Annotated in this window: 26 protein-coding genes and 4 pseudogenes; 14 read left to right on the top strand and 16 right to left on the bottom strand. The window is 38.3% G+C overall.

Translation table 11 applies throughout. The features are described 5' to 3' along the window. Nucleotides 1–193, bottom strand: a pseudogene (locus ABIC80_RS21525) (transposase); the annotation flags it as partial. Nucleotides 194–700: 507 nt separating this feature from the next. Here ABIC80_RS21525 and ABIC80_RS21520 point away from each other — a divergent pair. The 4 genes from ABIC80_RS21520 to ABIC80_RS21505 are packed head-to-tail and all read left to right on the top strand — an operon-like array spanning nucleotide 701 to nucleotide 4,644. Then, the gene (locus ABIC80_RS21520) at nucleotides 701–1,621 is read left to right on the top strand and encodes a helix-turn-helix transcriptional regulator (RefSeq protein WP_429178506.1); all 921 of its coding nucleotides are present in this window, start codon (nucleotides 701–703) and stop codon (nucleotides 1,619–1,621) included. A 38-nt stretch (nucleotides 1,622–1,659) separates the two neighbouring features. Beyond that, complete coding sequence (locus tag ABIC80_RS21515; RefSeq protein ID WP_429178505.1) at nucleotides 1,660–2,757, top strand: chemotaxis protein; 1,098 nt, start codon at nucleotides 1,660–1,662, stop codon at nucleotides 2,755–2,757. A 46-nt stretch (nucleotides 2,758–2,803) separates the two neighbouring features. Further along, the gene (locus tag ABIC80_RS21510) at nucleotides 2,804–4,375 is read left to right on the top strand and encodes a cobalamin adenosyltransferase (RefSeq protein ID WP_429178504.1); all 1,572 of its coding nucleotides are present in this window, start codon (nucleotides 2,804–2,806) and stop codon (nucleotides 4,373–4,375) included. Continuing rightward, nucleotides 4,372–4,644, top strand: coding sequence for a YkgJ family cysteine cluster protein (locus ABIC80_RS21505; protein ID WP_061353835.1), 273 nt, complete (start codon nucleotides 4,372–4,374; stop codon nucleotides 4,642–4,644). The genes ABIC80_RS21510 and ABIC80_RS21505 overlap by 4 nt, the downstream gene beginning before the upstream one ends. Before the next feature lie 185 nt (nucleotides 4,645–4,829). On the opposite strand, the pseudogene ABIC80_RS21500 reads toward ABIC80_RS21505, so the two are convergent. Together ABIC80_RS21500 and ABIC80_RS21495 are read right to left on the bottom strand one after the other, a co-directional pair. Next, a pseudogene (locus ABIC80_RS21500) lies at nucleotides 4,830–6,037 on the bottom strand (tyrosine-type recombinase/integrase). A gap of 289 nt (nucleotides 6,038–6,326) precedes the next feature. Beyond that, nucleotides 6,327–6,552 (bottom strand): annotated as a pseudogene (locus tag ABIC80_RS21495) (type II toxin-antitoxin system YafO family toxin); the annotation flags it as partial. Nucleotides 6,553–6,900: 348 nt separating this feature from the next. Between ABIC80_RS21495 and ABIC80_RS21490 the strand changes: the two are divergent. The 3 genes from ABIC80_RS21490 (at nucleotide 6,901) to ABIC80_RS21480 (ending at nucleotide 8,938) form a co-directional block, all read left to right on the top strand. Continuing rightward, nucleotides 6,901–7,725, top strand: a complete 825-nt coding sequence (locus tag ABIC80_RS21490) for a hypothetical protein (protein ID WP_429178503.1) — start codon at nucleotides 6,901–6,903, stop codon at nucleotides 7,723–7,725. Continuing rightward, nucleotides 7,722–8,138: a hypothetical protein gene (locus ABIC80_RS21485; RefSeq protein ID WP_429178502.1), complete on the top strand. Its 417-nt coding sequence runs from the start codon at nucleotides 7,722–7,724 to the stop codon at nucleotides 8,136–8,138. Before ABIC80_RS21490 ends, ABIC80_RS21485 begins: the two co-directional genes overlap by 4 nt. 197 nt (nucleotides 8,139–8,335) lie before the next feature. Further along, nucleotides 8,336–8,938: a hypothetical protein gene (locus ABIC80_RS21480; protein ID WP_429178501.1), complete on the top strand. Its 603-nt coding sequence runs from the start codon at nucleotides 8,336–8,338 to the stop codon at nucleotides 8,936–8,938. Nucleotides 8,939–9,319: 381 nt separating this feature from the next. Here the strand turns inward: ABIC80_RS21480 and ABIC80_RS21475 are convergent, their stop codons facing one another. Continuing rightward, a complete protein-coding gene (locus tag ABIC80_RS21475) occupies nucleotides 9,320–9,589 on the bottom strand; it encodes a hypothetical protein (protein WP_429178500.1) in 270 nt (89 codons plus the stop codon). A gap of 224 nt (nucleotides 9,590–9,813) precedes the next feature. Between ABIC80_RS21475 and ABIC80_RS21470 the strand changes: the two genes are divergently transcribed. Beyond that, on the top strand, nucleotides 9,814–10,215 hold the full coding sequence (locus ABIC80_RS21470; protein WP_429178499.1) for an H-NS family nucleoid-associated regulatory protein: 402 nt from the start codon (nucleotides 9,814–9,816) through the stop codon (nucleotides 10,213–10,215). 81 nt (nucleotides 10,216–10,296) lie between these two features. Further along, on the top strand, nucleotides 10,297–10,845 hold the full coding sequence (locus ABIC80_RS21465; RefSeq protein ID WP_429178498.1) for a hypothetical protein: 549 nt from the start codon (nucleotides 10,297–10,299) through the stop codon (nucleotides 10,843–10,845). On the opposite strand, the gene ABIC80_RS21460 is transcribed toward ABIC80_RS21465, so the two are convergent. The 4 genes from ABIC80_RS21460 to ABIC80_RS21445 all read right to left on the bottom strand — a co-directional run bounded on the left by ABIC80_RS21460 (nucleotide 10,840) and on the right by ABIC80_RS21445 (nucleotide 12,490). Beyond that, nucleotides 10,840–11,205 (bottom strand): hypothetical protein, encoded by a 366-nt coding sequence (locus ABIC80_RS21460; RefSeq protein WP_429178497.1) that lies wholly within the window; start codon nucleotides 11,203–11,205, stop codon nucleotides 10,840–10,842. The genes ABIC80_RS21465 and ABIC80_RS21460 overlap by 6 nt on opposite strands. Before the next feature lie 119 nt (nucleotides 11,206–11,324). Continuing rightward, nucleotides 11,325–11,609, bottom strand: a complete 285-nt coding sequence (locus ABIC80_RS21455; RefSeq protein WP_143839987.1) for a conjugal transfer protein TraD — start codon at nucleotides 11,607–11,609, stop codon at nucleotides 11,325–11,327. After that, entirely contained in the window at nucleotides 11,606–11,863 is a 258-nt protein-coding gene (locus ABIC80_RS21450) for a hypothetical protein (RefSeq protein ID WP_429178496.1), read from the bottom strand. The genes ABIC80_RS21455 and ABIC80_RS21450 overlap by 4 nt, the downstream gene beginning before the upstream one ends. A gap of 321 nt (nucleotides 11,864–12,184) precedes the next feature. Continuing rightward, complete coding sequence (locus ABIC80_RS21445) at nucleotides 12,185–12,490, bottom strand: hypothetical protein (protein WP_429178495.1); 306 nt, start codon at nucleotides 12,488–12,490, stop codon at nucleotides 12,185–12,187. Nucleotides 12,491–13,253: 763 nt separating this feature from the next. On the opposite strand from ABIC80_RS21445, the gene mobQ reads away from it, so the two are divergent. After that, nucleotides 13,254–14,699 (top strand): MobQ family relaxase, encoded by a 1,446-nt coding sequence (gene mobQ / locus ABIC80_RS21440; RefSeq protein WP_429178494.1) that lies wholly within the window; start codon nucleotides 13,254–13,256, stop codon nucleotides 14,697–14,699. A gap of 58 nt (nucleotides 14,700–14,757) precedes the next feature. Here mobQ and ABIC80_RS21435 read toward each other — a convergent pair whose 3' ends face one another. From ABIC80_RS21435 to ABIC80_RS21420, 4 genes are all read right to left on the bottom strand, one after another. Further along, complete coding sequence (locus tag ABIC80_RS21435; RefSeq protein WP_429178493.1) at nucleotides 14,758–15,684, bottom strand: protein NO VEIN domain-containing protein; 927 nt, start codon at nucleotides 15,682–15,684, stop codon at nucleotides 14,758–14,760. A gap of 360 nt (nucleotides 15,685–16,044) precedes the next feature. After that, nucleotides 16,045–17,151 (bottom strand): reverse transcriptase family protein, encoded by a 1,107-nt coding sequence (locus ABIC80_RS21430; RefSeq protein WP_429178492.1) that lies wholly within the window; start codon nucleotides 17,149–17,151, stop codon nucleotides 16,045–16,047. Then, nucleotides 17,144–17,425 (bottom strand): helix-turn-helix domain-containing protein, encoded by a 282-nt coding sequence (locus ABIC80_RS21425; RefSeq protein WP_110294420.1) that lies wholly within the window; start codon nucleotides 17,423–17,425, stop codon nucleotides 17,144–17,146. The genes ABIC80_RS21430 and ABIC80_RS21425 overlap by 8 nt, the downstream gene beginning before the upstream one ends. Nucleotides 17,426–17,514: 89 nt before the next feature. Continuing rightward, nucleotides 17,515–17,730: a hypothetical protein gene (locus tag ABIC80_RS21420; protein ID WP_000655890.1), complete on the bottom strand. Its 216-nt coding sequence runs from the start codon at nucleotides 17,728–17,730 to the stop codon at nucleotides 17,515–17,517. A 540-nt stretch (nucleotides 17,731–18,270) separates the two neighbouring features. Here ABIC80_RS21420 and ABIC80_RS21415 point away from each other — a divergent pair. Next, a complete protein-coding gene (locus tag ABIC80_RS21415; RefSeq protein WP_429178491.1) occupies nucleotides 18,271–19,155 on the top strand; it encodes a TIR domain-containing protein in 885 nt (294 codons plus the stop codon). 277 nt (nucleotides 19,156–19,432) lie between these two features. Here ABIC80_RS21415 and ABIC80_RS21410 read toward each other — a convergent pair whose 3' ends face one another. The 3 genes from ABIC80_RS21410 to ABIC80_RS21400 all read right to left on the bottom strand — a co-directional run bounded on the left by ABIC80_RS21410 (nucleotide 19,433) and on the right by ABIC80_RS21400 (nucleotide 21,086). Further along, nucleotides 19,433–19,693, bottom strand: a complete 261-nt coding sequence (locus ABIC80_RS21410) for a hypothetical protein (RefSeq protein WP_047045501.1) — start codon at nucleotides 19,691–19,693, stop codon at nucleotides 19,433–19,435. Nucleotides 19,694–19,864: 171 nt separating this feature from the next. Next, on the bottom strand, nucleotides 19,865–20,515 hold the full coding sequence (locus ABIC80_RS21405) for a hypothetical protein (protein WP_429178490.1): 651 nt from the start codon (nucleotides 20,513–20,515) through the stop codon (nucleotides 19,865–19,867). A 16-nt stretch (nucleotides 20,516–20,531) separates the two neighbouring features. Beyond that, the gene (locus ABIC80_RS21400; protein ID WP_429178489.1) at nucleotides 20,532–21,086 is read right to left on the bottom strand and encodes a lipoprotein; all 555 of its coding nucleotides are present in this window, start codon (nucleotides 21,084–21,086) and stop codon (nucleotides 20,532–20,534) included. Nucleotides 21,087–21,717: 631 nt separating this feature from the next. Between ABIC80_RS21400 and ABIC80_RS21395 the strand changes: the two are divergent. The 3 genes and pseudogenes from ABIC80_RS21395 to ABIC80_RS21385 all read left to right on the top strand — a co-directional run bounded on the left by ABIC80_RS21395 (nucleotide 21,718) and on the right by ABIC80_RS21385 (nucleotide 24,353). After that, nucleotides 21,718–22,095, top strand: a pseudogene (locus ABIC80_RS21395) (hypothetical protein). A gap of 320 nt (nucleotides 22,096–22,415) precedes the next feature. Then, nucleotides 22,416–23,387 (top strand): retron St85 family effector protein, encoded by a 972-nt coding sequence (locus ABIC80_RS21390; RefSeq protein WP_199977737.1) that lies wholly within the window; start codon nucleotides 22,416–22,418, stop codon nucleotides 23,385–23,387. A 12-nt stretch (nucleotides 23,388–23,399) separates the two neighbouring features. After that, entirely contained in the window at nucleotides 23,400–24,353 is a 954-nt protein-coding gene (locus ABIC80_RS21385) for a retron St85 family RNA-directed DNA polymerase (protein ID WP_199977735.1), read from the top strand. Nucleotides 24,354–24,392: 39 nt separating this feature from the next. On the opposite strand, the gene ABIC80_RS21380 is transcribed toward ABIC80_RS21385, so the two are convergent. Then, nucleotides 24,393–25,160 carry a hypothetical protein gene (locus ABIC80_RS21380; protein WP_199977756.1) on the bottom strand — a complete coding sequence of 256 codons (768 nt, stop codon included), beginning with the start codon at nucleotides 25,158–25,160 and terminating at the stop codon, nucleotides 24,393–24,395. Nucleotides 25,161–25,538 lie beyond the last annotated feature (378 nt).

Below are 25,538 nucleotides of genomic sequence, written 5' to 3'. Positions count from 1 at the left end.
CTGTTTGAGACGCCGGTTCTCGTCCTCAAGATCCTTGATCTTTTTAATATCAGAAGCCTCCATGCCGCCGTATCTGGACTTCCAGTTGTAGTAAGATACCGGCCTCCCGGCAGACATCTTTAACGGTTCGTCCGGCTTCAACCGACTTAATCACAGCGATGATCTGATGCTCAGTAAAACGGGCTTTACGCATAGCGATCTCCTTCGTTGGCAGATTCATTATGCCGGAGGATCTCTAAACGTGAATGGCACGATTATGCGGGATACTTACAACTGGAGCCGTCATGAGTCCTTTATTGGAGGAGTATGAAAAATTGGCTATCGGCTGACAGGTGATTTATTCCCGCATATCAGTGCCGGTGTGGTGGCAAAGTGATGGGCGCTCCTTCCCAAGATATTAGTGCCATACTTTTACTGACTGCATTAATCCGGGGGTATCTTCGATTACGTTGAAGTGTTCTACAACCGGGCCCGACGCCACAGCCATCTTGATGGCGTTAGCTCTGAGGAGAGGACATGTCCACGGCCATGGAGTCAGTCCACTTAACACCACCTGTATATCTAAAACGATCTAATGATGTGAACGATCAAAAAAATTGCAAGTATCCCTAAAAAAGTTGGCAAACCTGCCGATGAACTGACAGCTTATGTCAGCATTTCACATATAATCCATGTCAGGAAAACAGAAAAGTAGGTGCTTATGGTCGATTCAGCAAGGAGTTGCTCAGCGGGTCGTTTAGTCGATATTCTGATAGAACTACAAACTTGTGGCTCTGTGAATCGCTATCAGTTGATGAGGAAATTTAATATTACTGAACGAACAGTTTATCGTGATCTTAATATGCTTTCCTCATTTATAGAGGGGTGTGGTGGTGGAGAGTATCGATTGATACCTATTCGAGCTCAGAATAATCGCTACGATGCTCTTCATTACCCACTGGCTAAGTTGCTGGACGCCGACGCGGTTTTTCCTGACAGAGATGAGGGTTTTTGGCTTAGCTTAGAGAAAAGAGCAGCAGAACAGCATGTTAGAGTTCAGTTTGGTCGCCCTGAACATTCAGTCAGAAATGATTTGCGAAAGTATTTTAACTTATTAGAAAAAGCGATTCAGAAAAACAGCATTTGTCATATTTTATATAAAGACAAAACGCGCACCGTTCATCCTTATAAATTAGTTAACCAGAAAAATATTTGGTATCTGCAGGCGACTGAGGACGGAAAACTAAAGTCTTTTTCGTTAAGTAAAATTCGGTGGTTAGATATCCGGAAAGAGCATTTTGCTGTAGATACACCCACACTGTCATTAATTGATGGGCATCGCGATCCTTGGGTGAGTGAAGAGACGTTTGAGGTGCGGGTACGTATTAAACACAGTATTGCTGGCTACTTCGCAAGACGAGACTTACTGCCTCAGCAAGAATTGGTTCGCGAAGAGAATGATGGCGTGACTTTGCTTTGCAAGGCAGCACATCAGAATCAAATTATTCCACTAATTCTATTCTGGTTACCGAATATAGAAATTCTGGAACCAGAATGGTTGAAAAAAACGGTCATCAACTTACTGCATAACTACATCACTGTCGATCGCGACTCCGCTCCTGTTCAGGAATGTGATGCGTAGCGGCTAACAACGACTTATTGCACAGGAGATTATTATCTATGGCATTACCATTCATTATTCTGGGCGTCGCGGCAGCGGCAACGGCGTTTGGCGGTAAAAAAGCTTATGATGGCTACCAGAAAAAATCGGAAGCTGATGATGTATTAGATCGCGCGCAGCGTCGCTTTGATAAGCATAAAGAGAGCTTTGATCTGGCAAATGAAACAACGTCGAAAAAACTGGCCGAACTGGGTGAAAAAGAGCTGGAAATCGGTAAAGATTTCAATGAGTTTAAAACGATTGCCGACGATCTGCTGGCGCGTATGGCGAAAGATGGGCATAAAGATCTTCGGCTGAAGATACCACAGCATAACATTAATAAAATTCAGAACTTGGCGATTTCCGCCACGGAATACCTGACGACGGTCGTCGGTGCCGGGGTTTCTGGTGCTGCCGCTGGTTTTGCCGTGTACAGCGGCGTGATGGCGTTTGCCGCAGCTTCTACCGGTACGCCGATCGCCGCCCTGTCTGGTGCGGCGGCGTATAACGCCACAATGGCGGCGATTGGTGGTGGTTCCCTGGCCGCAGGTGGTTGGGGGATGGCGGGCGGCGCGATGGTGCTTGGCGGTGCAGTGGTGGCTCCGCTGATTGCTATTGCGGGCTGGGCTTACGATAGCCATGCCGAAAAGGCGCTTAACAATGCTTATCAAAGCTCCCGTGAAGTGACCGCGGCGGTGGAAAAAATGAATGCGGCTGAAGCGCAGCTGACGAAGGTGCAGCAGTATGTAAATAGCATTTATGAATCAATCACCCGTATGCATAGCGTCTTTATTCAGCACTACTTTGAGCCGCTGAAAGCGATGCATGCCATCATTGTTGAACGTCATGAGAAGAATATCACTACCGAGATTAGTGAGTCGGAAGAGATCATGGCGATTATCGACCATGGTTATGAATTAGCCGCCATAATGACCGACGTGATCACCACGCCGTTGTTCAAGCCGGTGACGCAGGAAAACGGTGAAGCCGTTATCGAAGATGGCGTGATCCAACTGCAGACCGACAGCAACGGTATGAACCTGCTGAACAAAGAGATTCTGGACGAAAAACTGGCGGCTTCTGATTCTGAGTTTGACGCCTTTTCTTCTCGTATTTAATCGACTCGCCGGGCGAATCTGCCCGGTATTGCTATGGGCGAGCACAATGAACACAGCCAGGTTTGACTGGGGTGAAGAATTACATCAGACGGTAGTCAAGAGTCTGACTACCTCTTTTGGGTTGGATTTTCTCTTGCTGGAGGATAAACACGGCGGCGATGTGAATACCATTCATAACGCTCGCGAGGGAGTGTATGCCTCCGATGCCGAGCGTCAACGGTACGAGCAACGCGAAGGGTATGATTCTCATCATTACCATAGCCACGAAAACTACATTGCCACCAACCGGGCGGGAAAAAAGGCGCACGAGGCCGGTACGTTGACCGATACCTACACTGGTGAGAAATTTGCGGCTAATGATAAAAAGAATCTCGACCATATTATTGCCGCCCATGAAATTCACAACGATCCAGGGCGTATCCTTGCCGAATGCGATGGTGCCGATCTGGCTAATAATTCATCAAATCTGACCTTCACGAATGAGTCGCTGAATAAGGCGAAGAAGGCGAAAACGATGGATGCCTTCGTGCAAACGCTACAAGAACAGCATGCTGTGACCACGCAGGAAATTGCCCGTTTGCGCAGCCAGCCAACGCTTTCCGAGCAAGAGCAAAAACAACTGAATAAGCTGGAAAATAAAGCAGCCGCCGATTTTGAACGGATGAAAGAGGCTGACAAAAAGGCGCGGGAAAAATACAACAGTACGATCAATCAGGAATATTACACCAGGAGCAAGTTTGCTAAGAATGTCGCCACTGCCACAATGAACAATGCATTTCGCATGGGAACGCGGCAGATGTTGGGGCTGGTTCTGGCAGAGACCTGGTTTGAGTTCCGCGAGCGCATTCCCGTGATGTTCGAGAAGCATCGTCGTTCATTCGATGCCGGAGACTTCCTGCAAGATGCGGCAGAGGCATTACGCGCAGTCTGGCAGCGAGTGCAGGGTAAATTCAGCACTTTCCTGACGTCCTTTAAAGACGGTGCCATCGGTGGCGTGCTCTCCAGCATTACGACGGCGCTCTTCAACATCTTCTTTACGACTAAGAAGATGATGGTGCGCCTGATTCGTGAGATGTGGAACAATTTGGTACAGGCCTTTAAAGTTATGGTTTTTAACCCTGAGGGGTTAGCGCCGGGGCAGCTAGCTAAAGCGGTGAGCAAGCTGGTGGCTGCGGGTGTGGCCGTGGCTGCTGGTGTGGTGGTTAACGAAGCTTTAGCCAAGATGCTCGTCTTTCCTTTTGGTCCGGAACTGGCGGCTTTCTGCGGCGCGCTGGCGACCGGTCTTCTGACGCTGGTGATGAACTACTTCCTTGAACACAGCGCATTGATGAAAAAGGTCTGGGCGTTTCTGGATACGTTTAAAGATAAGTATCAGAAAGCACTAGAGTATTATCAGCAGGTGAATGCTGAACTCGATCGTTATCTACTGGAGCTTTCGGCGTTAGAGTTTGCTATTGATACGTCTGCGTTATCGCGTTTCTCGCTGCATCTTAACGCGGTGAATAGTGAAATTGAGCGCGGTTTGTTGCTGCGTGCAGAGGTTGAGCGCCGTAATATTGAGCTACCGTTTGAAGCAGGGAATACCCACTCTGTGCGTAGCTGGTTAAGTAAGCTATGACGCTAACGCCCGCGTTTCCCTGTAACCAGTGCGGCGCTTGTTGTCGTCACGTCAATCGCGCCAGTGAAACGCAATTTCTCGATCGTGGTGACGGCATTTGTCGTCACTATCAGATGGAGACAAAGCTGTGCGCGATTTATGAAACACGTCCGCTTATTTGCCAGGTAGAAAAACAGTATCAACTTAACTACCAACAGCAATATAGCTGGCAGGAATTCATTACTCTTAATCGTGAAGCTTGTTTAATTCTAGAAAAACTTGAGCAGTAGGATGGACTGATCCCATGACCGTAGTCACGACCAGGCCAGTTTGAAGGCCTTTTGACTGATGCTGCCGTTGTTTTGACCAATTGACCCCGAATCAAAGAGCAGAATCTAAAGTAAATCACTTTGGAGACAAAAAAACACCAAATAATAGCCATCTAGATTTACAGATGGCTATTGCATTGCTGTATTTACCCCGCAACACGCCTATTTACTACAGATTCTCTCATCCTTAGCTCATCAATAAAATCCCCATACCACTGCATCATTTCCCTTCTTCCTTCCAGATATCGCGCATGGTTGTAAGTACCACGAATCGCGTTCTTATCGACATGCGCAACTTGGGTTTCAATCCATACCGTATTGAACCCTTCCTCATGCAAAATCGTACTCATCGTGTGGCGGAAACCATGCCCCGTTCTTTCCCCGTATATCCAATCCGCTTAAATACCTGATTAATACTCGCTTCGCTCATCGTTTTGCTGGGATCATTTCTTCCTGGAAACACCAGAGGATATTGCCCTGACATCACTTTGAGCTGCTGTACGATTTCCAGAGCTTGGGTAGAGAGGGGCACAAGGTGAGGCCATTTCATCTTCATTCGGTCGGCAAGAATTTCCCACACCGCTTTCACAAGATCAAATCCACTCCAGAAAGCATCTTGAAGCTTGCCGGTGCGAACTCCCGTAAGGATCAGCAAACGTGCGGCAAGAACAACCAGCGGGCTGCCTGTATAACCAGAGAGAGCTTTAAAGAAGTCTGGTAGCTCCTCAACGGTAAGGAAGGGATAATGCTTCGATTCATGCCCTGACATCGCGCTGGTAAGATACGCTGCCGGATTATATTCCGCGCGACCAGTAACAATAGCGTAGCGAAAGGCTTCACTGCAGCGCTGACGGGCCTTCTTCGCCTTTTCTATCGCACCACGAAATTCCATTCTCTTCGGCACATTTAATAGAACGAGGGGCTTAATCTCGTTAATTGGTTGTTGGCCTATGAAAGGGAAAATGTCTTTATTGAAGGCCTCCAGGATGTCAGCGGCATATCCTTCAGACCATCGACCAGCTCTCGTCGTATGCCACTCAAGCGCCACGGTCTGGAACGTATTGTTGAGTAGTACATCGCGAACCAGTTTCTCTTCTTTCTTTGCTGTTGATGGATCGATCCCTTCGACCAACTTTTTCTTGGCTTCATCACGCAATGCCCTCGCCTGTGCGAGGGTCACTGTAGAGTACACACCAAAGGCCATACGCTTCTCTTTCCCGTTGAAGCGATATTTCATGCGCCAGTTTCTGGAACCAGAGGGAACAACCTCAAGATACAAACCAGCGCCATCCGACAGCTTGTAGGCTTTCTCTCTGTGTTTAGCGGTATCGACTTGTCGAGCATTAAGTTTCATTGGGGGCATCTCCCAAAACCGAACACAGAATGCCCCCACTGTAACTTGATTCCGGTTGAGTCCAGTTGATAACAGGAGATAAAATACGGGCTAGAAAGCGCAGCATACGGGCTTTAAGTTGATTTCGGTAGACTTAGGAAGAGTTTGAAGTGGTGCGATAATAGGAACAACACCTGACTCACATAGCATTGATAATATTAATTAATATTATGTTTCAACTAACTCAATGCCCCCAATGATGCCCCCAGATGTTTTTCTGCCCCAAATGACAGGGTGTTTCTTGACCGACTTAATGCTTCATCCTGAACGCTTCGGCCATCATCCCGATTTTATGCATATGGTTATTGCTGCGTGCCATTTTATGCGCTTCGGGTTTCAGGATGATAATCAGCGTTTAGGCATCAAAATCAATCGCACCTTGGCAATATGCCAAACATGCTGGTTCGCTGGTTCGTTTGAACTGGCTTAAGGAAAGAGATACCCGCATCGGCAAGATGAATGTATACCACCTGCTCTTCCTAAATTACTTGTCTATAAAAAGAGTTTACCCAATCCCGTTTCGACTGCAATAACAGGGTTCATAATTCGCAAACCGCAAAAATATGGATGTTAATAACTACCAATCGCAATTATGATCATTATAATGATAACCTTACTAAAAAATCATGAATTCAACATATTAATTATAAAAAACTATAGTATTGACTGAATTCAACAAGTGATAGATATTAGAATCCATATTTAGAAACATCAAAACTAGGAAATCTATCAATCAACCAAAAATTTGGGTTAAGTGGCTTTATGGATAAAATTCTTCATGAGCTATTTAGCTTCATATTCAATCATTTAAAACAGGAGCTAGAATGTTTAAAAGATTTAAAATAAACATTAATGACATTGAATCTTTAACAGAAGACAAGTCCAGTCAATACTGTGAAATTGGCGAAAATCTTTTCCAAGAAATCAATAGATCTTTTGAAGGCAATGTCAAGGAGTATCTAGATAAAAATAAAGAATTAAGCGCTGAACGAATAAAAAATGATTGGTTCCCTAAAATAAAATGCGACGTATTTATTTCACATTCTCATATCGACGAACAAAAAGCATTAGCTTTATCTGGCTGGCTATATGAAGAATTTAATATTGTTTCATTCATAGATTCTAAACTTTGGAAATATACAAATAATTTATTAAAAAAAATAGATGATGAATACACTTTAAATAAAACTAAAAAAACATATGATTATGAGAAAAGAAATTTTTCAACATCGCATGCTCATGTCATGTTATCTTCATCCTTAGTCGATATGATCGATTCAACAGAATGCCTGATTTTCATAAATGGCGAGGGTTCCTCATCATTTAAAAATGATCTAGAAACAAACACTCTTTCACCGTGGATATATACTGAACTGACAGTATCTGATGTTATAAGGATAAAGGTCCCAGTAAGGCATTATGAAAGTTATTTCCAAAAAAATGCTGGCTTAGAGAATTTTCAATTATCAGAAAGTGTAGCTACCGAGGATGCAAATCTTAAAGTAAACTATGCTATCACCAGCATATTAAACAAAATACCTTTAATTACTTTGAATAATCTCCATGAATGGAAAAGTAATGAAAATGGAGAGAATAATAATCATAAAAATCTAGATGCGCTATACAAAATTCAGGGCATAGTATTATGAATGAAGAAAAAAAATTGGTACTAGAATTTATTCAGGACATAGTTAGCAGATTAAGTCAAAAATCATTTTTAGTCAAAGGCTGGAGCCTTAGCATTGTTGCTGTTTTAGGAATCATGCTCGACAAGACTAAATTCAATGAGTCTTTAGCTCTCGTAATATGTATTTGTGTTTTTATTTTTTGGTTTTTGAATGCTTACTATCTTCACACGGAAAGATTATATAGAATACTATATGCAGTAAAAATCTCATTAAAAGAGGATACAAGTATGTTATCCCTAGACTTATCAATAATTAAGAATGACAAAAGTTTAGAAAAGAAATCTTTAATTAATGCTTTCTTTTCTAAGACATTCTGGCCATTCCATTTAATAATATTTATTGGTGCAATTTCATTACTTGTATATCACAACTAACTCGTGATTTATAATCATAAGCAAGGGCTAACTCTCCGAAGTCCAGCTTCTCTAGTTTCCCTTGCTTTTCCTCCATTAGGTCTGAAAAGAAAAGTGAATCTCATAGAAGACAAAAAATTCCAGTCATGCTATTTTCTCTTTTTAAAAGACTAGAATATTATCAAAGGTTCCGCCCTTATCATGCAAAGGTGAATGTTATGAGAGAAGAAAGCAAAGAAATACGAGAAAGCGAGAGTAAAAAAATAGGAGATGTAAATCTTAAAGGCATTATAGAAGGAATAGAAATCCAGTGTAATGTTGATTTAACATATCAAGCACCGAAGAAAGCAGAAAATAATGAACTGCTTGGTCTTCCAAAAAAAATAAGCAACAAAAATTATTTTATATTTTTCGGTGTACCTTTAGTCTTAATAATGATGTCCTTCTTGATTGATTTGATGTTTGACTATAATTCTCATCTTCTTTTATTTTTTGTTCCTTTGGCTTTTGGTTATTTTTTACATAAAGCATTTGTTAATAGCCCGACATCAGATCCTTTATATGTAAAAAAATCCGTTGATTGCATAACTTTTTCATCATCGGCTTTGACCGCATGTTTACTACTATTCAAAACGATTGATGCATATAATCCTTACATAACTGCAGTTTACAACCTGAAAAATCAAGGAGTTTTAGGAATATCAACCTTCTTAATCATATTTTCAATTGTATACTTCATTATTTGGATATTCGCCGCTTCTGCAACTATAAAATTCTTAATAGCTTTTGATGATTTAGTTAGCTATTCAAGAAAAAAGTAAAAATGTAGGGTGGTTATTTCCCCCACCCTTCATGACTTCATTCTATTATTGGAAATGAAGGTTAAAAGAAATAAAACACTTAACACAAACCATTCGCCAGTCATACAAGAACTTATAATAGCAAGGGCAGGCATATCATGATAATCCAAAGGTTTATTGGATATAAAGAGAGGATGATATAGAGCGATTACCGCTATCCAACTAAAAAGCATCACCGCAGTAAATAGAAGATACAGTCGCACTTCATTACTAATTTTTCTCATAGATACACACTCGCAGTTTAATTAAAACATTATTGATTACCATCTTAAACATCATGTTAAATTGACATTAAATATAATTAAAACCGTTATAAATTACGCAACTACTCTCCGAACTACTTTACTGATAGCTACCTGATGTCAGTGTAGGAAGCTTGCCATATATTATATTAATGCATCCGTTTACCACTTCATCAATTTGCTTTATTTTTTCATCAGAAACTTTTGCAAAATATTTTACTGATTTTATATTCTGAAAACTCATCAAATACACTACCACTCCACCACTCCAACACTCCAACACTCCAACACTCCAACACTCCAACACTCCAACACTCCAACACTCCAACACTCCAACACTCCAACACTCCAACACTCCAACACTCAGCATCAAAATAATCCCTAACCATAAGAAGGTTTTATTTTTATAATTTTCATCGGATTTTTTATTTTCATATACTACTCAATTAACAAAAAAATAAAAAGTGGTCAAGAGCAGGAAATATAAATCTATAAAAACCGAATAATAAGGCATCAAACACATTTTTAGCATCTGCCTTATTTTATCGTTTATAGTATGATGGGTGTGACATTCAACATTCAGGATAAATGATAATGAGTGAAGCCCTAAAAATATTAAACAACATTCGTACCCTTCGTGCTCAGGCTCGTGAAACCGATCTGGCAACACTGGAAGAAATGCTGGAAAAGCTGACCGCCATTGTTGAAGACCGGCGTGAAGAAGAATCCAGCGCAAAGCAACAAAACGCAGACCGTCAGGCTAAAATCGAAGCTTTACGCGACAGACTGCTGGAAGATGGTATTGATCCGTCTGAACTGCTCGACGCAGGTAGTACCAGTAAAACAGCAAAAGCTAAACGCACTCCCCGGCCTACCAAGTACAAATATATCGACGAAAACGGCAACGAACAGACGTGGACAGGTCAGGGCCGTACACCCAAAACTATCGCCGCAGCGCTGGAAAGTGGTAAAACGCTGGAAGACTTTGCTATCTGATAAAGAAACGCAGCATCCACGAAAACGAATCCGTTAGTCTATAGTTAGCGGATTTATTATATTACGCGAAGGGATTGTTATATGGATGATTACATTTACCGCATCGATACCGCTGTAAAACTTAAAAAAATACAGGATAGCTTATTTCGCGCTAAAAGATGGGAAAACAGAAATGGGATAGACTATCCCCATAAGCTTCTAAAAGACCGCTACGCAGAACTCGCGCCAGCCGAGGGGGTTTACTTAATGTGCTTCTATTCAAGCCAGCAAAAAGCCGAAATATCATTGAAAAATGATTTCTCCTATTTCGGGGATTGTCAGATTTCACGTTGTCGTAAAAAAGCTGTATTAGATGCTGGTTTTAGCGAAAGTTGGGATGATGGTTTTCCTGTTGGAGAGGCTTATTTATTTTGGTGTCAGGAAGTACTGAACCAAAGTAACACTAAATTCTCATCCACGGGTATTTCTTTAGAGCACATAGAAACAATGAGACAGGGAGAATGGATATCACTAATCGATTACCTAAAAAATAATTCGCCCTCTGTTAATACAACATTGGAATCATTTTCACCACCCAAAGATATATCAAGGGCTCAAAGCAAAAAAGCATGGTGGAAATTTTGGTCATGAAAAATCAGAAGTATCTATCTTCAGGAAACGGAACGTGATGAACTCGTGTACAGGATATTCATTTCCAACGGGGAGAATACCGCTGATATATTCCTTCAAACTATCTCGGCAATGCTCTGGTATATCCGAATCGGTTAAAGCCTTTAGATTTTTAAGTTCAATCAATCGGATTATTTTTCCATAATCAATGATAACGAATTTTGCCTCTCTCAAATAGACCAATATTTCTATGATAGTGAACAACAATCTACAACCTCTACCGTGCCAAATATAATCACGTTCAATTGATGGTAATTGTTCAAAAATCACCCCATATATATCTTCAGGTGTTCCTGTAGAGAATACTTTTTTAGAATACATATTTTCCTTATTTTTATTTTATCAGAATTTACTACCGCGCCCTCTAGGGCTTGCTCAACAGCTCACCGACCTAAAAGCAAGTTTTAGGTCGGTTCACCGTTCGGATGTGAAAAAAATAATTAACATTTGGATTTATTTATAACATTTTCGATATAGACTTGGCCCTGTGCTCTATACCATTCAATATCACGCTCAGATAGATTAGATATGTTAAGCAGAACCCCAAAGACTAATTCTTTATCTACATAACCAATATCACATCCTAAGACTTTGGCAACCTCTGCACCGAAAATAATTTTCTGGCGGGTGTTTTCTTTTTTCGTTTGCTGTTTCTTTTTAGCTTCCAAGAAGTATAAGCGTTCCTGTGCTGAAGCAATTTGTTGTTTGATATCTTTTCTGGTCATTTATGCTCTCCCCAATGTTTTTTCTTGTTGACATAAGGGACATCCGCATAATCATAACCATGACCAATTCTTTTCTTAATTGACTTAATCTTCAATTTAAATTGTTGCTTTATCTGGTGCTGCTTTGCTTTTTCCCTTATCTGGTTTACTATTTTCTCTGCTTCTAAATAAGCTTGTTCTGTATCGGTATAGATACCATCATCTAAAAGTCGCCTGGCTTCCCAATCAATGGCTTCATCGTTATTTTTATACATTAAACCTCCTTGTGTTTTTTATATATTATCACTTACCACATCTTTGATAATTATCAATATAATTTGAGTGCCACTAATAAAATAATTAGTTAATATTGAAATCCCAAGCCCACAATAGCACTTAATAATCACTAGCACCATTTCATTCGGCATTCAGATTTCAAAACCATTCCACTTCACACCCTGTGTTGATTTATTTTCATTAAAGAGAGAGATTAGAATGTTCTCTAACATTAAAACATTCAATTAAAATAACGTTAACAACCACCACAATATTCATGCCTTATATGGTAGCGGTGCCATTTAAAAATCATGTAAATTTTAATTAATATCTTTCAATCTATTTAATTGTTTATTTGTCTCTGGCAATACTTCTGTAATGAATTTATAGCTCCCAATGTTAGGATTAATCTTTTTCAGACATCCATTTATTTTATTTACTTCTGAATCAAAAATGGCTTCATTTTTACTATCATTGCTACCTTGAGTTATAATGTTGTCTGTGATTTCTAATAAATCCCCAGAGGCTGTCACACCACATTTTATCTCCTGAACCAAATTTTTTGCCATTTTCAACTCTAATGCATAAAAACTTGTAGGAATACCCAGCGCAAAGAATATAATCATAATTAGTCTCCTAGCACCTAACAACTCGAATATGTAGCTTATCATTTTTAGCTCCAGCAATGCTATAATCACCCTACTTTATCGGACGTATTATTATTATCATTACTAAATTTAAGAAAATTTACATCTCTTGATAAATTTATATGGAATACAGCGGTTACATATTTTTCACAAAAAGCTGTTTACGAAGAGTAGCAACACCACCCGACAATGATCACTAACTGTTATCTCTAATACTCACCGCGTTACTTAATTTCTCTCATCAGTGCTTTTCATTCCACCTGTTAAATTTTAAATCTCATTTCCATAGTTAACCTGTGAATTGTACAACAGGGAAAACTACCGATAAACTTACCTATTTTCTTGTTTTAGAGCTTTCCCGCCTTACGGCGGGATAAATTAACACTCTCTTTGTCCTTCGGACGCTATCTAAAACCCATCGTTATAATATCGAGGGAATACTTCGCCCGTTTATCCAGATTGCGCCGCTTAATTCGGCGTTTTGTTTTACAGATATTCATATATTTCGTATTAATTAAGTAGGGAGGCTTTTACATTGTCTCTATTTTTAATAAGACAATGCCCACTTATACACTGCTACGCAGTGTGTGGGGTCTACCGACGGTTGCCTGCCGCAGGCTAACACCGTTTCCTTCGGAAACAACGTCAACCCCAAAGTTTTTCTTGCGAAAAACTAACGGCAGCATAGTTATCGTTGCGTTTTATATTTTGGATTTATTTTATATTGAGGTTGTATAAGTTAATGGCGATATTTCATCTGGAGTTTAAAATTGTCAAACGTTCTGAGGGTATGTCTTCCTGCAGGAAGGCAGCTTATCATGCACGTTGCAGAATAACAGATGATCGCACTGGCAATACTTATGATTTCAGCCACAGAACAGATTTATTCCATCATCTTATATTAACACCTGTTTCAGCACCTGCTCATATTGTTGAAAGCTCAACAGCATTGTGGAATGAAGTTGAAAGGGTTGAACGTCAGAAAGACGGTCAAACAGCCCGTTATTTTGATGTGGCTATTCCCTGTGAACTGAATAATGAAGACAAGATAAAACTGGTTGTTGAATACTGCCAGAAAAATTTCGTCGATAAAGGAATGATTGCCGATATCGCATTCCACGATTTGGATGGCAATAATCCCCATGCACATGTGATGTTGACATTAAAACCGATCACCGCTGATGGCTTTGGTAAAAAAGAAAGAAGCTGGAACGATAAGAAAAACGTAATCCTGTGGCGTGAATCATGGTCTGCCCTTGCCAATCGCTACCTTGAAGCTTCAGGGGTATCAGAACGTATTGATCATCGTTCTATTGAAGCCCAACATACTGAAGCACTGGAAAATGCTGCTATTACATTGGATGTTGAAGAAAAAGCACTATGGCTTGCCAAGGCAACAGCAACCAGCCGTCCAGCTATGCAACGTGTTCATCGTGCCAAGTGGAACAGTCGAAGCGTTCAGGAAAAACGTGCCGCTGAACAGGCTGTACGTGATGAGATGAGACAGGAAGCACAGGCTACATACAACACCTTCAAAGATTTGGATCTTCAGATCGTTGTTGACCTCAGAAGCTTTACCGTGTCGCAGCTTCCTGAACCTGTTGAAATCGTCTTACCTGAAATACAACCTCGAACAGAGTTCTCTGAGATAGGTTCACAGTCAGCTTCATCAGAAGACCAAAAGCCTGTTCTGGTTGCCCCTACGCCTCATACACACACGAAATCGAAAACCCCATCCTCTTCAACTGCCAGTGCGGTTAAACGCGCTCCAGTTAAAAGTAAGAGGAAGAGGAAGAGGAAGAGGAAGAGGAAGCAGGTTAAACCTCATCAGGACGGTGTCTTCAAACGTTTCACTTTGCTGGTAGTGGAGTATATAAGAGAAAAATTTGTCTGGGCCAGAAAGAAACCAGCCCCAGCTTCCATTGATACTGATCACGATAAGCGTATTGCCGAAAACTATGTGTTTGATGAGGTTCAAGGCATCTATGTTTTTAGCGCAGAGTATGAGAAGCGTGCCAGATTTAACAGTGATGATTACCAGCCTACCAAGGATGAGATAAGGCGTTTTCCAAGTCGTCCGGTTAAGGCATCACAGCCTGATAGTAACCTTGACTACATACCAACGCTAGCGACTGACAGGAAACCGCCTGCACTACAGTTGAAACCGCCGGGTTATAAAGTAGATTAAGTAACTTATATTAATATACTTAAAAAAATGACATATACAATCACAACGTTACTATAAATTATTGAATTTTTGTTGTTCCTTCCCACGCCAAGGGAGATAGATCGAAAATTTCATTAACCTCATATTTATTCATTAATGAGTATTTTTTGCTATTCAAAGCATCGCTAACCATAAATAACCTCCAGCGTGGATCATTGCTCAACTCTAGTTCTTTTCTTGTCATAAAAAAATGCATCCTATCATTACTAGTTCCTTTAACTTCTACAAGAAGTTGTTCATTAGTTATTTTATGAGTAATTAAAAGGTCATAACCACAAGCATCTTTCTGCCTATCAACAACATCGTATTTTTTACTGAGAACCTCAAACGCTTTTTCGATAGCAGCTTTTTCAACCTTTTTCCTATGCTCTTTGTCAGGAAACGAAATATTGGGTGAATTAAACTCGGAATAGTCAATTTTTTTTGAAACAATTGACTCTGCTAATCTAGCAAACTCAAGTCTCCATACATCATTTTTTTTACCACCTCTAACATAAATAATTGGTGAACGTTTGAAGTGCTTACCTGATATAGTTATATCCCGGAGATAATCAGGTATCAAAAATGCTTCACATGTAGATATACAATAACTATATTTCCCACCATGAACATCTAATTCAAGTTCATCCAGAACATATTCAGGCCGACTAATGTAATCATTGTGAAATAATGCATTCCGGTACCATCCAACAACGGTTAATGGTCCATTACCGTTTTTTGCTGCAACAAATATTATTAGCCACTTTGAACTAACATCAGGTTTAGGCGGTACTTTGTACTCACCCATAGGTGGGATATAAGCATAAAATCGTCCGTCCTTTGATGGTTTGAAGTTAAATTTTTCATGAGCCTCATCATATGATTCTATATGCTCATGCCTTCCTACTACCTGATCCCCATCATAAGAAGTAGCCCAACCTGTTTTAACAAACGCAATTTTATCCATAATCCCTCCTAACACACCAGAAAATTTAATTCTTCAATATATATCTCATCTATAATGAGATACAAAAAACTGGCTAATAAAGTGACCTGCTCCCCGTTGATTAATACACACAGATGTTAGTAATGTCTTTATTAGTTACATGAGGACATCACCATGAAGAAGCGTTTTTCCGATGAACAGTTCATCAGGATTATTAATCACCACTATAACAATCTCCTAAATAGTAATACCCCCCCCACCAATGAGACTATTAAACAGACAGAAAACATAATGTATAACGATAAATGCACATATGCTAATAATTTAATTCAGATATAAATGCTGAAAAAATTCACAGTGTAGTATACTTACTTATCCGAATCAGTTTATTTTATTAAGCTTACTTTTACAGGCTCTATATTCCACATCAAGAATTGTAGACACATTCTCAGAAACTCTTCCTAATGGTTTTAATTTTGAATAAAAAACTCTTAATTTTTTCAACTCTCTAAGTTTCCGCATTGCTCTAATAGACTTTATTGCATCTTTTTTGTCAATGCCAGTCAAAATATGATTAACCTCATTTAAATACTCAGTATGTTTTGCATCACCTTGCTGCTTTAATGTGTTTATTAATCCTCTAATCTTAAAATAAAAAGAAAGAATACCCATTACATTTTCCTTATCAAGAATTTTTTTCCTTAAATTAAACAGACACATTCTAATATCACTTTTTCTTTTTTGAGTAGGCCTAAGTTCTTTGATCACTTTTACGCCATGTACGACTTTGGACTGACCATTTCTCAAAATTCTTGATTTCTTTTTATTTAATCGAACCCCGCTTTTGATAGCCATCGAAAAAATCATAGTTTTTATTTTCGAAATATCTTTATTATTAACCTCCGACTCGAAACTAATTGTTATATCATCGACATATCTCGTGTAATTACCACCTAACTTAGTAACCTCCTCGCTTATAAAAACCTCTTCTTCTAAAAATATTAAATTAGCAATATCGGTACTTAACTTAGTCCCCTGAACAAGTGATCCTTCAAGTGTTGATAAATTAGCTATTAACGATGAAACCTCTGGAGAAAAGTTCAAATAATATTGGAATGCCTTAGCTATCAGGCCTTCTGTTATAGAAGGAAAAAAATCTTTAACATCCTCTTGGATAATGATTGATTTGTCACAATGAGATATACAGTCATCTATATAACTAATCCCTCGCCGGCCGCCAGTAATATACTCAGGGAAAGTTATCTTTGAAAAAATACGCTGCTTGATAAGTTCATGAATTCTTGATAATTCACCAATCACTTTATAGGTCGTTCTCTTTTTCCCTTTTCTAATAACAGGAACCTTTTTGAAATAATTTTTTTTATTTTTTAGAATATAAGTGAGCCTCTCTTGTTTTGTTTCCAGCAGTTTGAATAGAGACTCTAAATTAGCAAGTGGTCTATCTGAATAAGTCCAATTTCTATGCATTAACTAATGTATCCATTATAGTTTTTTTAAGCATATGATTGATGCCAGAGAATTCATCATTTTTCTCTTCATTTTCTGAAAGAAGGATGATGATATTTAAAGGAACATTTAGCGCTAATGATATTTTTTCTAACGCTGTAATAGTAGGATCTCTTTGATTGTTCTCTATACGAGATAAATAAGATTTAGTTAAGTCCGTTCTATCTGAAAGATCTTGTAGGGTGAGCTTACGCGCTTCACGGCATAGCTTAATGGTTGAACCAATATCTAGCATAGTACACCTCAAATAATGGGATTGACATGGCTGGCTGCTCGTTCAAAAATGAAGATGGACACATAACAAATCTCCTAAATAGGTAGATATCAATGAAAATCAGAATCACCGCTCAGAAGTTTAATTAAAGCAAAGATCTTTGCGATATAAGAAAGATAATCTAAGGCTGTGTGGCCTTTAGAATTCTCCTCGATTCTCTTTTCAAGGGTCAGAATCGCATCATCCAGTTCTTTCAAAGAGCTATTGTCTACAGTGTGTTTGCTCTTTTCACGCACTTGGCGCAAAGTGTCCAAAACATCTTTCATAAAAACCTCTCATTTTAACAACACGATGCAACTTGCATCCCCCGCCAAAATGTCCTGTGGATCGTGTTGCACACCGTAGACAAAGCCAGCCAACACCCATCCAACACAACTGATTGGATACCCCGCCATTTCAGCATTAAACAATGCCGTATCGTAGATAGACGATTGCAATATACATTTCGCATTAAGTTACGATCACAATGAAGAGGGACATGGGCCACGTCTCGTATTGGAGAAATGGTTGACTGAAAGTTTCACTCAGTCCTTTACCGATCCTAGAGGTTTTTAAAGAGCAAAGACAAACGAGTTCGTTCGTCCATGATTTAAAGATAGCTTAATGTTGACTGTGAGGCAACTTCATTCGATATTCTATTTTCTTATAAAAAATACAATTTTTATTCATTATTTGCATTATTATATATTCTGGATTACCACTATCCATGCAGGTTGTATCCTACATAAAAATACTTTTATTATTTTTTTATGATAGGATGATAGTCATCAACATGATTCTTATTTTACAACATTGAGATTTAATTTATGGATCTTTCCCCTGTATTTCTAATCGTTGTAATAATTTTAGTTATGCCATTATTTGTATATTTAGCAGTTAAGCAGCATAAAAGATCGAAAGAACTTTATGCACTACTTGCCGAAGATGGATATGATATTATATTTTCTGGAGAGGGCAACACTTACATAGCATTTAATATTAAAAAGGCATCTTTTCGCGCCGGGAGTTTAATCGATCATAGGCACTTCCAAGAATCAATATCATATATACATAATTATGAATGGAAATGGAAAGAACTTGATGGAAAAAAGATTGAGAACACTTTTTACATCTACATATCAAACATCGAGTTCCCTGTGCATAAAATATACTATCAACTAAAGGAAGATAATGCTGAAATTGAATGGGCAAAACTTCAAGCTGTTTTCCATCAATCATATGAACTGCAGAGCACAAAAATGAAAGAAAATCCTGAAATATATTTCGATTTCTTTATATCTCATGCTAGTGAAGATAAAGATAATTTCGTTAGACCATTGGTAAATGAATTATCGCAACTTGGTATTAATGTTTGGTTCGATGAACAAACATTGGAAATTGGTGATAGCTTAAGAAGGAATATAGATACGGGCTTAAAAAAAGCATCTTATGGAATTGTCGTGTTGTCTCATGCTTTTTTTAGTAAAAAATGGACTCAGTATGAGTTAGATAGCTTGATTAACCGAGCAGTAAATGACGAAAATAAAGTTCTGCTACCAATCTGGCATAATATTGATGCAACAGAGGTTGCAGAGTATAGCCATTACTTAGCAGATAAACTTGCTTTACAAACAACGATACATAGTATTGATGAAATAGCAAAAGAACTATCTAAAATTGCATACAAACGTAGAAGTATCGCAACGTCATAAAATAATTTAATAGGCAAAACAAACTTAGATGCAAGACTTGTTTTGCCTCAAAACTTTCCAGTATTGCATCCTTCTTCTGAATACAACATTATCAGAGAAAATCGCCTTACTACTATAACACCCACAATAGAAATGATCGGCAAGCTTATAGCAGCCCAGCCATTGCTGGTTTTAACAAGAGTCATAACAATATCAGAAATTATCATTCATGCCCTGTCATTGGTAAGCATTTATTTTTTATCTATACAAGAATCCTTTAATCAGATAAGGACTCATCTTATTCAGCCCTGTCGTAAAAGTAAAATAACCAAGCATCACAAAACCATTTGATATTTTTATCGTCAGATGGATATTCATATCCGTTAATATTCTCTTTGAAAAAAGATATTTGTGATGGCGTCAGCATCCCAATAAGTATCTTTATTAGATCTTCTGAAGGATATTTATCGAATTCATCCCTCTTAATATCTGTTTTTTCTTCAATGATCTTTGCAGCTTTAGCTATCTCACATAAAACATCATCTTTTTTATTTCTCATTATTATCTCCTTTGTTATTTTATATTTAATACTATATAAATAATAAATGTCAAAAATATTTAAAGATCATTTAAAAATAATCAACCTTGAATGTATTTAACATATTGTTCAATACAATAAGCCCTGTATCAAACAAGGCTATATGAATTAAAAATCGCAGATTAAAACAGCTTACAAGCTATCATTATTTCGCTTTTCAATAGCATCCCGATAACGCTGTTGTTCCACAATATCCAGATTTGGGTCGAATAACACACTTGATCCTTTCACAGCAATATCGGTATCAATCTCTGATTGGGAAGCATAGGCTTTATTACCATTAGGCTGCGCAGTGGCTGGAGGTATATATGTACCATAGTTTTCTCTGTTCCCGGAACAACCGAGATAAGCCAATAGGCAGGCAAACAGGAAGATGAATGTCCATACTGTGTTATAGCAGTTAATCGTATATCCACTTCCATTCAAATCTGAAAACACGCCATGAAACCTGACAGCATAGACAATCAGGAATGATGAGAGCATTACAGCCCGACTTTTCCCGACGGTTAAATGCCTACGCATAAATTTTACCGTTGGTACTAGCGTGACCGCAAACAATCCTATGACAACAACGAGCAGCCATACCGGGAACAAGCCATATTCTTGCGTAATGTTCCGCGATAGCGTCACAAGGGACAGCATCAAGAAAGCGTTAAGCAGAAACAGTCTGACCGCCATCGATACCTTCACGTTCTTTTGCGTCTTACGGAGAAACAGCACTGGAGCCAGTGATGGTATGTTCATCAGCAGACCGATGATAAGCAACCAATAGATAGAGTTCATAGCGTTCTTCCTGTAATTACCGGGCTTGCCAACCGTTATTGGTTTTCACCAGAACAATTTTGGCTTCTTCTGGTTCAGACATCCCTTTCACGCCAGAGAAGGCATTTTTATCAACCCAGCCCGGCACGCCATCCAGTTTCCACGTATAGGTCACTTGCGTCATTTTAACGCCATTACCCTCACTCGGTTCAGTCCTGCTTTTAACCTCAGCTACGGCACGGTGACCAACACAGGCACCATCTTTACGATCCCAAAACTCAACCTCTTGTCCTTTGTCTGTTACTTCCAGAACATCGACATTACTGAAACTATTAGCTTGTTGAGAAACATCAAGCAGTCCCTGATTAGCCAGACCTTTTAAGATTTCATCACTGGCACTGTATCCGGCAGAACGGTAGCCACGGTTGACCTTAATCGGAAAACCTTTGTTGAATACAATGTCGTTGTCCTGCAGGGAGTAGCACAGCTTTGATTGTGATATTTTCGCGTTGATCGCTTTCTCAAAATCGCCTTTTTCACCGCATCCCGCCAGAACAAGAGCTGCAGAGGCAGCGAGTAAAATCTTCTTCATCTTCCTATCCATCCTGATAATCAAAAATGCTGTTATGTAGAGGTAGTCTGCTGCAAATCTATAGTCGTTAAAGCTTGTTCTTACTGGCATAACACAGCAAAACCACCTGATTAACCAATTGATAGGATTCAATTATTTTTGTGGGACGTCATATCGTTTGTAACGATCAAAATCAATATAATGATAGGAAATAACTATCATATTTGGTTATTCGATCGATTAAATCAATTAAAAGACCGATCGATAAACCATCTTCAATCGCTGTAACCTATCAATATCTAGTTATCGATCTGCAATATCGATCATTTTCTTGCTAGAGGAATCGTTAATGAGTAGAGTAAACCAAAGGACTACCAGACAGTTTACGAGCTGATTCAAGTGGATAGAGCGCTGGACCATGAGATAAGCGGTTAATGTCGATTTATGGCCTTTAGATAGCTTTGATTAATGCAACATCAGGGAAAACAACCATGAAGGATGCCGTTAGCTGATTAGATAAAAACTCACACGCTTTTGATAAGCGGCTTTGTTCGCTATTAATTAACATAAAGTTTAATAGATAGATGCGGTACAACACTGGACCCGGATTCTTTGCGCCTATTTTTACGTTTACTATTTATATGGAGTTAACATGAGAAAACTGTTTATTGCTGCGTTGGTGATCCTACCTCTTGTCGCTTGCACCACCTATGGCAACAAATCCCTTAAAGACGAATCGCAACAAACCGTAAAAACCAAAATAGTTAAAGGAAAAACTACCCAGCAAGATGTTATTAACGCATTCGGGTAACCACAAACACGAGCTACCAATGACGGTCAGGAAATCTGGTCTTACTCCAGCATGTCAGGCGAAAGCAAGATCTCGAACTACATCCCCGGTCTGGCCCTGCTGAAAAACAGCAACACAACGCATATGAACTCCCTTGAGATCTGGTTCAAGGGAAATGTTGTTGACCGATATAATTTCAGCCAAACGGCGAGTAAGGTTTCGCGTGGGTTACTTGATTGATATTACTAGCATTTAAGTTAAACGATATGATTATTCAAAGCTAACTATGCGCTCAACAATTTTTTCGCCATTATCAATGCCTTCCATAATCTTGAGACAAGCAGCTTGATTGATGCAAATCATTAAGTTAGTGTATAAAACACTCTTTACGCGATAGAGGCGTATCTGCTTCATCTGGTGTATCACCGGAACTTGTTTATTGTGGTCATTTATGCCACGGCCTTCCCAAAAATCTTCGATTTTTACTCAGGCCGTGCCCTTCTAGGTAAAGAGCAGAACCCCGGTAAACCGGGGTTTTTTATAACATAAGCGGCTGCTCAATGGACGATATCAGAGACGATTTCATACTCTGCATCGATGCAGAAGAACTAAGGTTAGAAAACCTACCTAATTTTGTGTTCATTTGTGGCGGTGTACGTAACTCAGTTGATGTCGATAATCCCGGCTCGATGCGGGATGCTTTATTACGCCGCCTTGAGCACACTGATAGCAAGCTAAGTTCTCGTATACGTGAAGCAGAAGAGTTTCAAGATTGGCTTGAGCATTCAAAAATAGATAACTTAATTGATCTTGAAATTGTTCTAGCTGATTTAGCAAGTGCTGTAATTTTAATAGTCGAAGGATTAGGTGCGTATGCAGAACTTGGCGCATTTAGCATCATTGAATCAATATCAAAAAAATTAATCACTATTTTAAACACAAATACAATAATTGAAAAATCCTTCATAAATCTAGGTGTGATTAAGTATCTTGAAGATAATAAGCAAGTTATTTTAAGATACGAATGGAACGTGGAATATATACCATCAGGAGATAGAAAAAAGGTCAACCTTCGCTTTTCTGACACTAATCAAGTAATTTATAACAAAGCTGATATTATATTAGATAAATTAAAACAAGAAATTGAACAAAAGACACAATCAACAGTAAAATTTGAAAAAGACCGAAAAGGTCATATCTGCCTAGTAATCGCTGATCTTATTTATATTTTTTCAGCATTGAAGGTTGGTGAGATTAAAATATATTTATCCATTGGTTTTTCCATTGACCTTAGTGTTAAAAAGATAAAAGAATACCTTTATATTCTCGAGAATCTAGAATTAATAATAAAGGTCAATTCTGGAGATGTATTCTATGTCGCATCTCATAACAACTATGGTTTTGTAAAATATAGATACAACAATAATAAAAAACAGGTATCATCCTTTGTAGATGCTGATGATGCTAAAACCAAAGTTATTCTCTTCTATAGAGAAGGTGATATTTCTAGAAACGATGCTTTGAATAGATAACAGGAGGAAGGAATGAGTTACATAGATGAGTTGTCTAAAACATTAAATTGCACCCCTAAGACCATAATTTCTGGCTATATTAAAGCGCCAAAAAAATACAAAGTCTTCTTTATAAAGAAAAAAAATGGTAAAGGCTTAAGGGAAATAGCACAACCATCTCCTGATGTTAAAAATGTTCAACGTGCAATAGTAGATTCCTTACTTTCATTATTACCAGTGCATGAATGCGCCACTGCTTATATCGAAGAAAAATCAATTTTTGACAATGCGGAACCGCATAAAAAAAACGAATACATCCTTAAGATGGATTTTGAGAATTTCTTTTATTCTATTAAACCGCAAGACCTTAATTATTTTATCTCAAAAAACGATATAAAACTTAACCAGTTTGAATATGAAGTTATTAGTCATTATCTTTTCCGAAGAAAAAAAGGAGAAAAAAAACTACGATTATGCATTGGTGCTCCTTCATCACCCATGATATCAAATATTGTCATGTATGATTTTGATGAAAAATTGTTCAACCACTGTAAGGACAATGATGTTATTTATACGCGATATGCAGATGATTTATCTTTTTCATCTGACAGTTTTGATAAACTTAATGATGTAAAGAATTTTGTTATTAATTTAGTGTCTATTCAAAAAAAACCAGAGCTAATAATCAACACAAGTAAAACAAAGTTCATAGGTAAAGGAAGGTCTCGTCGCATAACAGGTGTTGTTATTTCGAATACTGGTGATCTAGGAGTAGGAAGGTTTTTACGAAAAAAAATAAGAGCATTATTTCATTTATATTCAAATAATAAAATCAATCATAAAGACATACCTTATCTATTGGGTATGCTGTCTCATATTAAAAGCATCGAACCAGATTATTATTACAGTTTGATAAAAATTAATGGCGAAGACAAACTAAAACAACTTGGTAAAGATTCCTTTTCTGTTTTACAAAAAAAACAATGACTGATTATCTTTTAGTTAATTCTGGTCACTCGCCTTACCTTAGATGTTATCCCAATCTAGTGGTTCTTCTGGTGGCACTAAGCTTATGTTTTCATAAGAGGTGCTTACTTTTATACTTTCGCACTTTGCGAATCCCTGCGACTTTTTAGCTTGTAATCTGGCGATTAATACATCGATATCTTCTTTGTTGTTTACATTTTCAATGACTGACTCAATAGACCTACGCTTATCTTCATTTTTAGTATAGTCTCCTCCGCTATCAATAATGCTTTCAACCTGTTCAATGTCAATTTTCTCTTTCTTTTTTCTGATCTCTGAAACAAAGCGAGCACGATCACCGTTGAAAACAATCGCAGGATTTATGAAATACCAGTTTTTCTCATTAGTTTTAGCAATAATGCGTTTCTCGATGAGTTCCTTTATCCCCCGGTAAAAAATAGATTCCGATAAGACAAAATGATCTATCTTTTCCGCAAGGGACATTGCCTTTTTACAGCTCAGGTAGAAATGATCTTTACCTATCGCATCCTGATAAATACGTAAAAAGATAAAAAATACTTTGTATGCTGTTTTCGTGAGATCAAAGTAGGATTTTATTTGTGAGGTATAGAGTTTGATGAACTCTTCTTTATCAACCTCTTGTGTATGCACAATATTAGCAAAATAGCTTCGACTGGCATCTTTTCTTTCGATAAGTTCCGTTCCCCTTGAAACAGTCAGATTTTTCTTTCTTGTCTCAATCTTTAGTTCTGTCTCAAAGCAAAAAGGGTTTAAGCCTAAATCCAAGTCAACTTCCATTTCTTTAATCATATTATCACCTTTTATTATTTTATTTATATTAAAGTAAATACCATACATGAAAAAGATATCAAGTTTTTTGCATGTTTTTTTGCGAAAATATTTTATAAATAGCAAGTTTTCCAGTGACGATGATTTAAATCACTGTCATTTTTTAGCGTAAAAATGATATCAGAACTGACTACAGAGTCAGGAAAGCTCACCGTGCAGTCAGTGATGCTGACAATAGAGTCAGTAATACTGACCGTATAGTCAGTCGTGGTTTTCTAATACAAGCCTTATTCCCCAAGGGCTGCAGGCCGTTTTTGTCTTAACTTAATTTTGCAAGAAGTAAGAGATAATACTTAAGAGGATTAAAAGAAACCGGGCGATTTTTATGATCGCCAT

This window comes from Kosakonia sp. 1610 (assembly GCF_050435845.1).
Classification (GTDB): Bacteria; Pseudomonadota; Gammaproteobacteria; order Enterobacterales; family Enterobacteriaceae; genus Kosakonia; species Kosakonia cowanii.
Note: the sequence above shows the minus strand (reverse complement) of the source record. Positions and strands in the feature narration are given on the sequence as shown.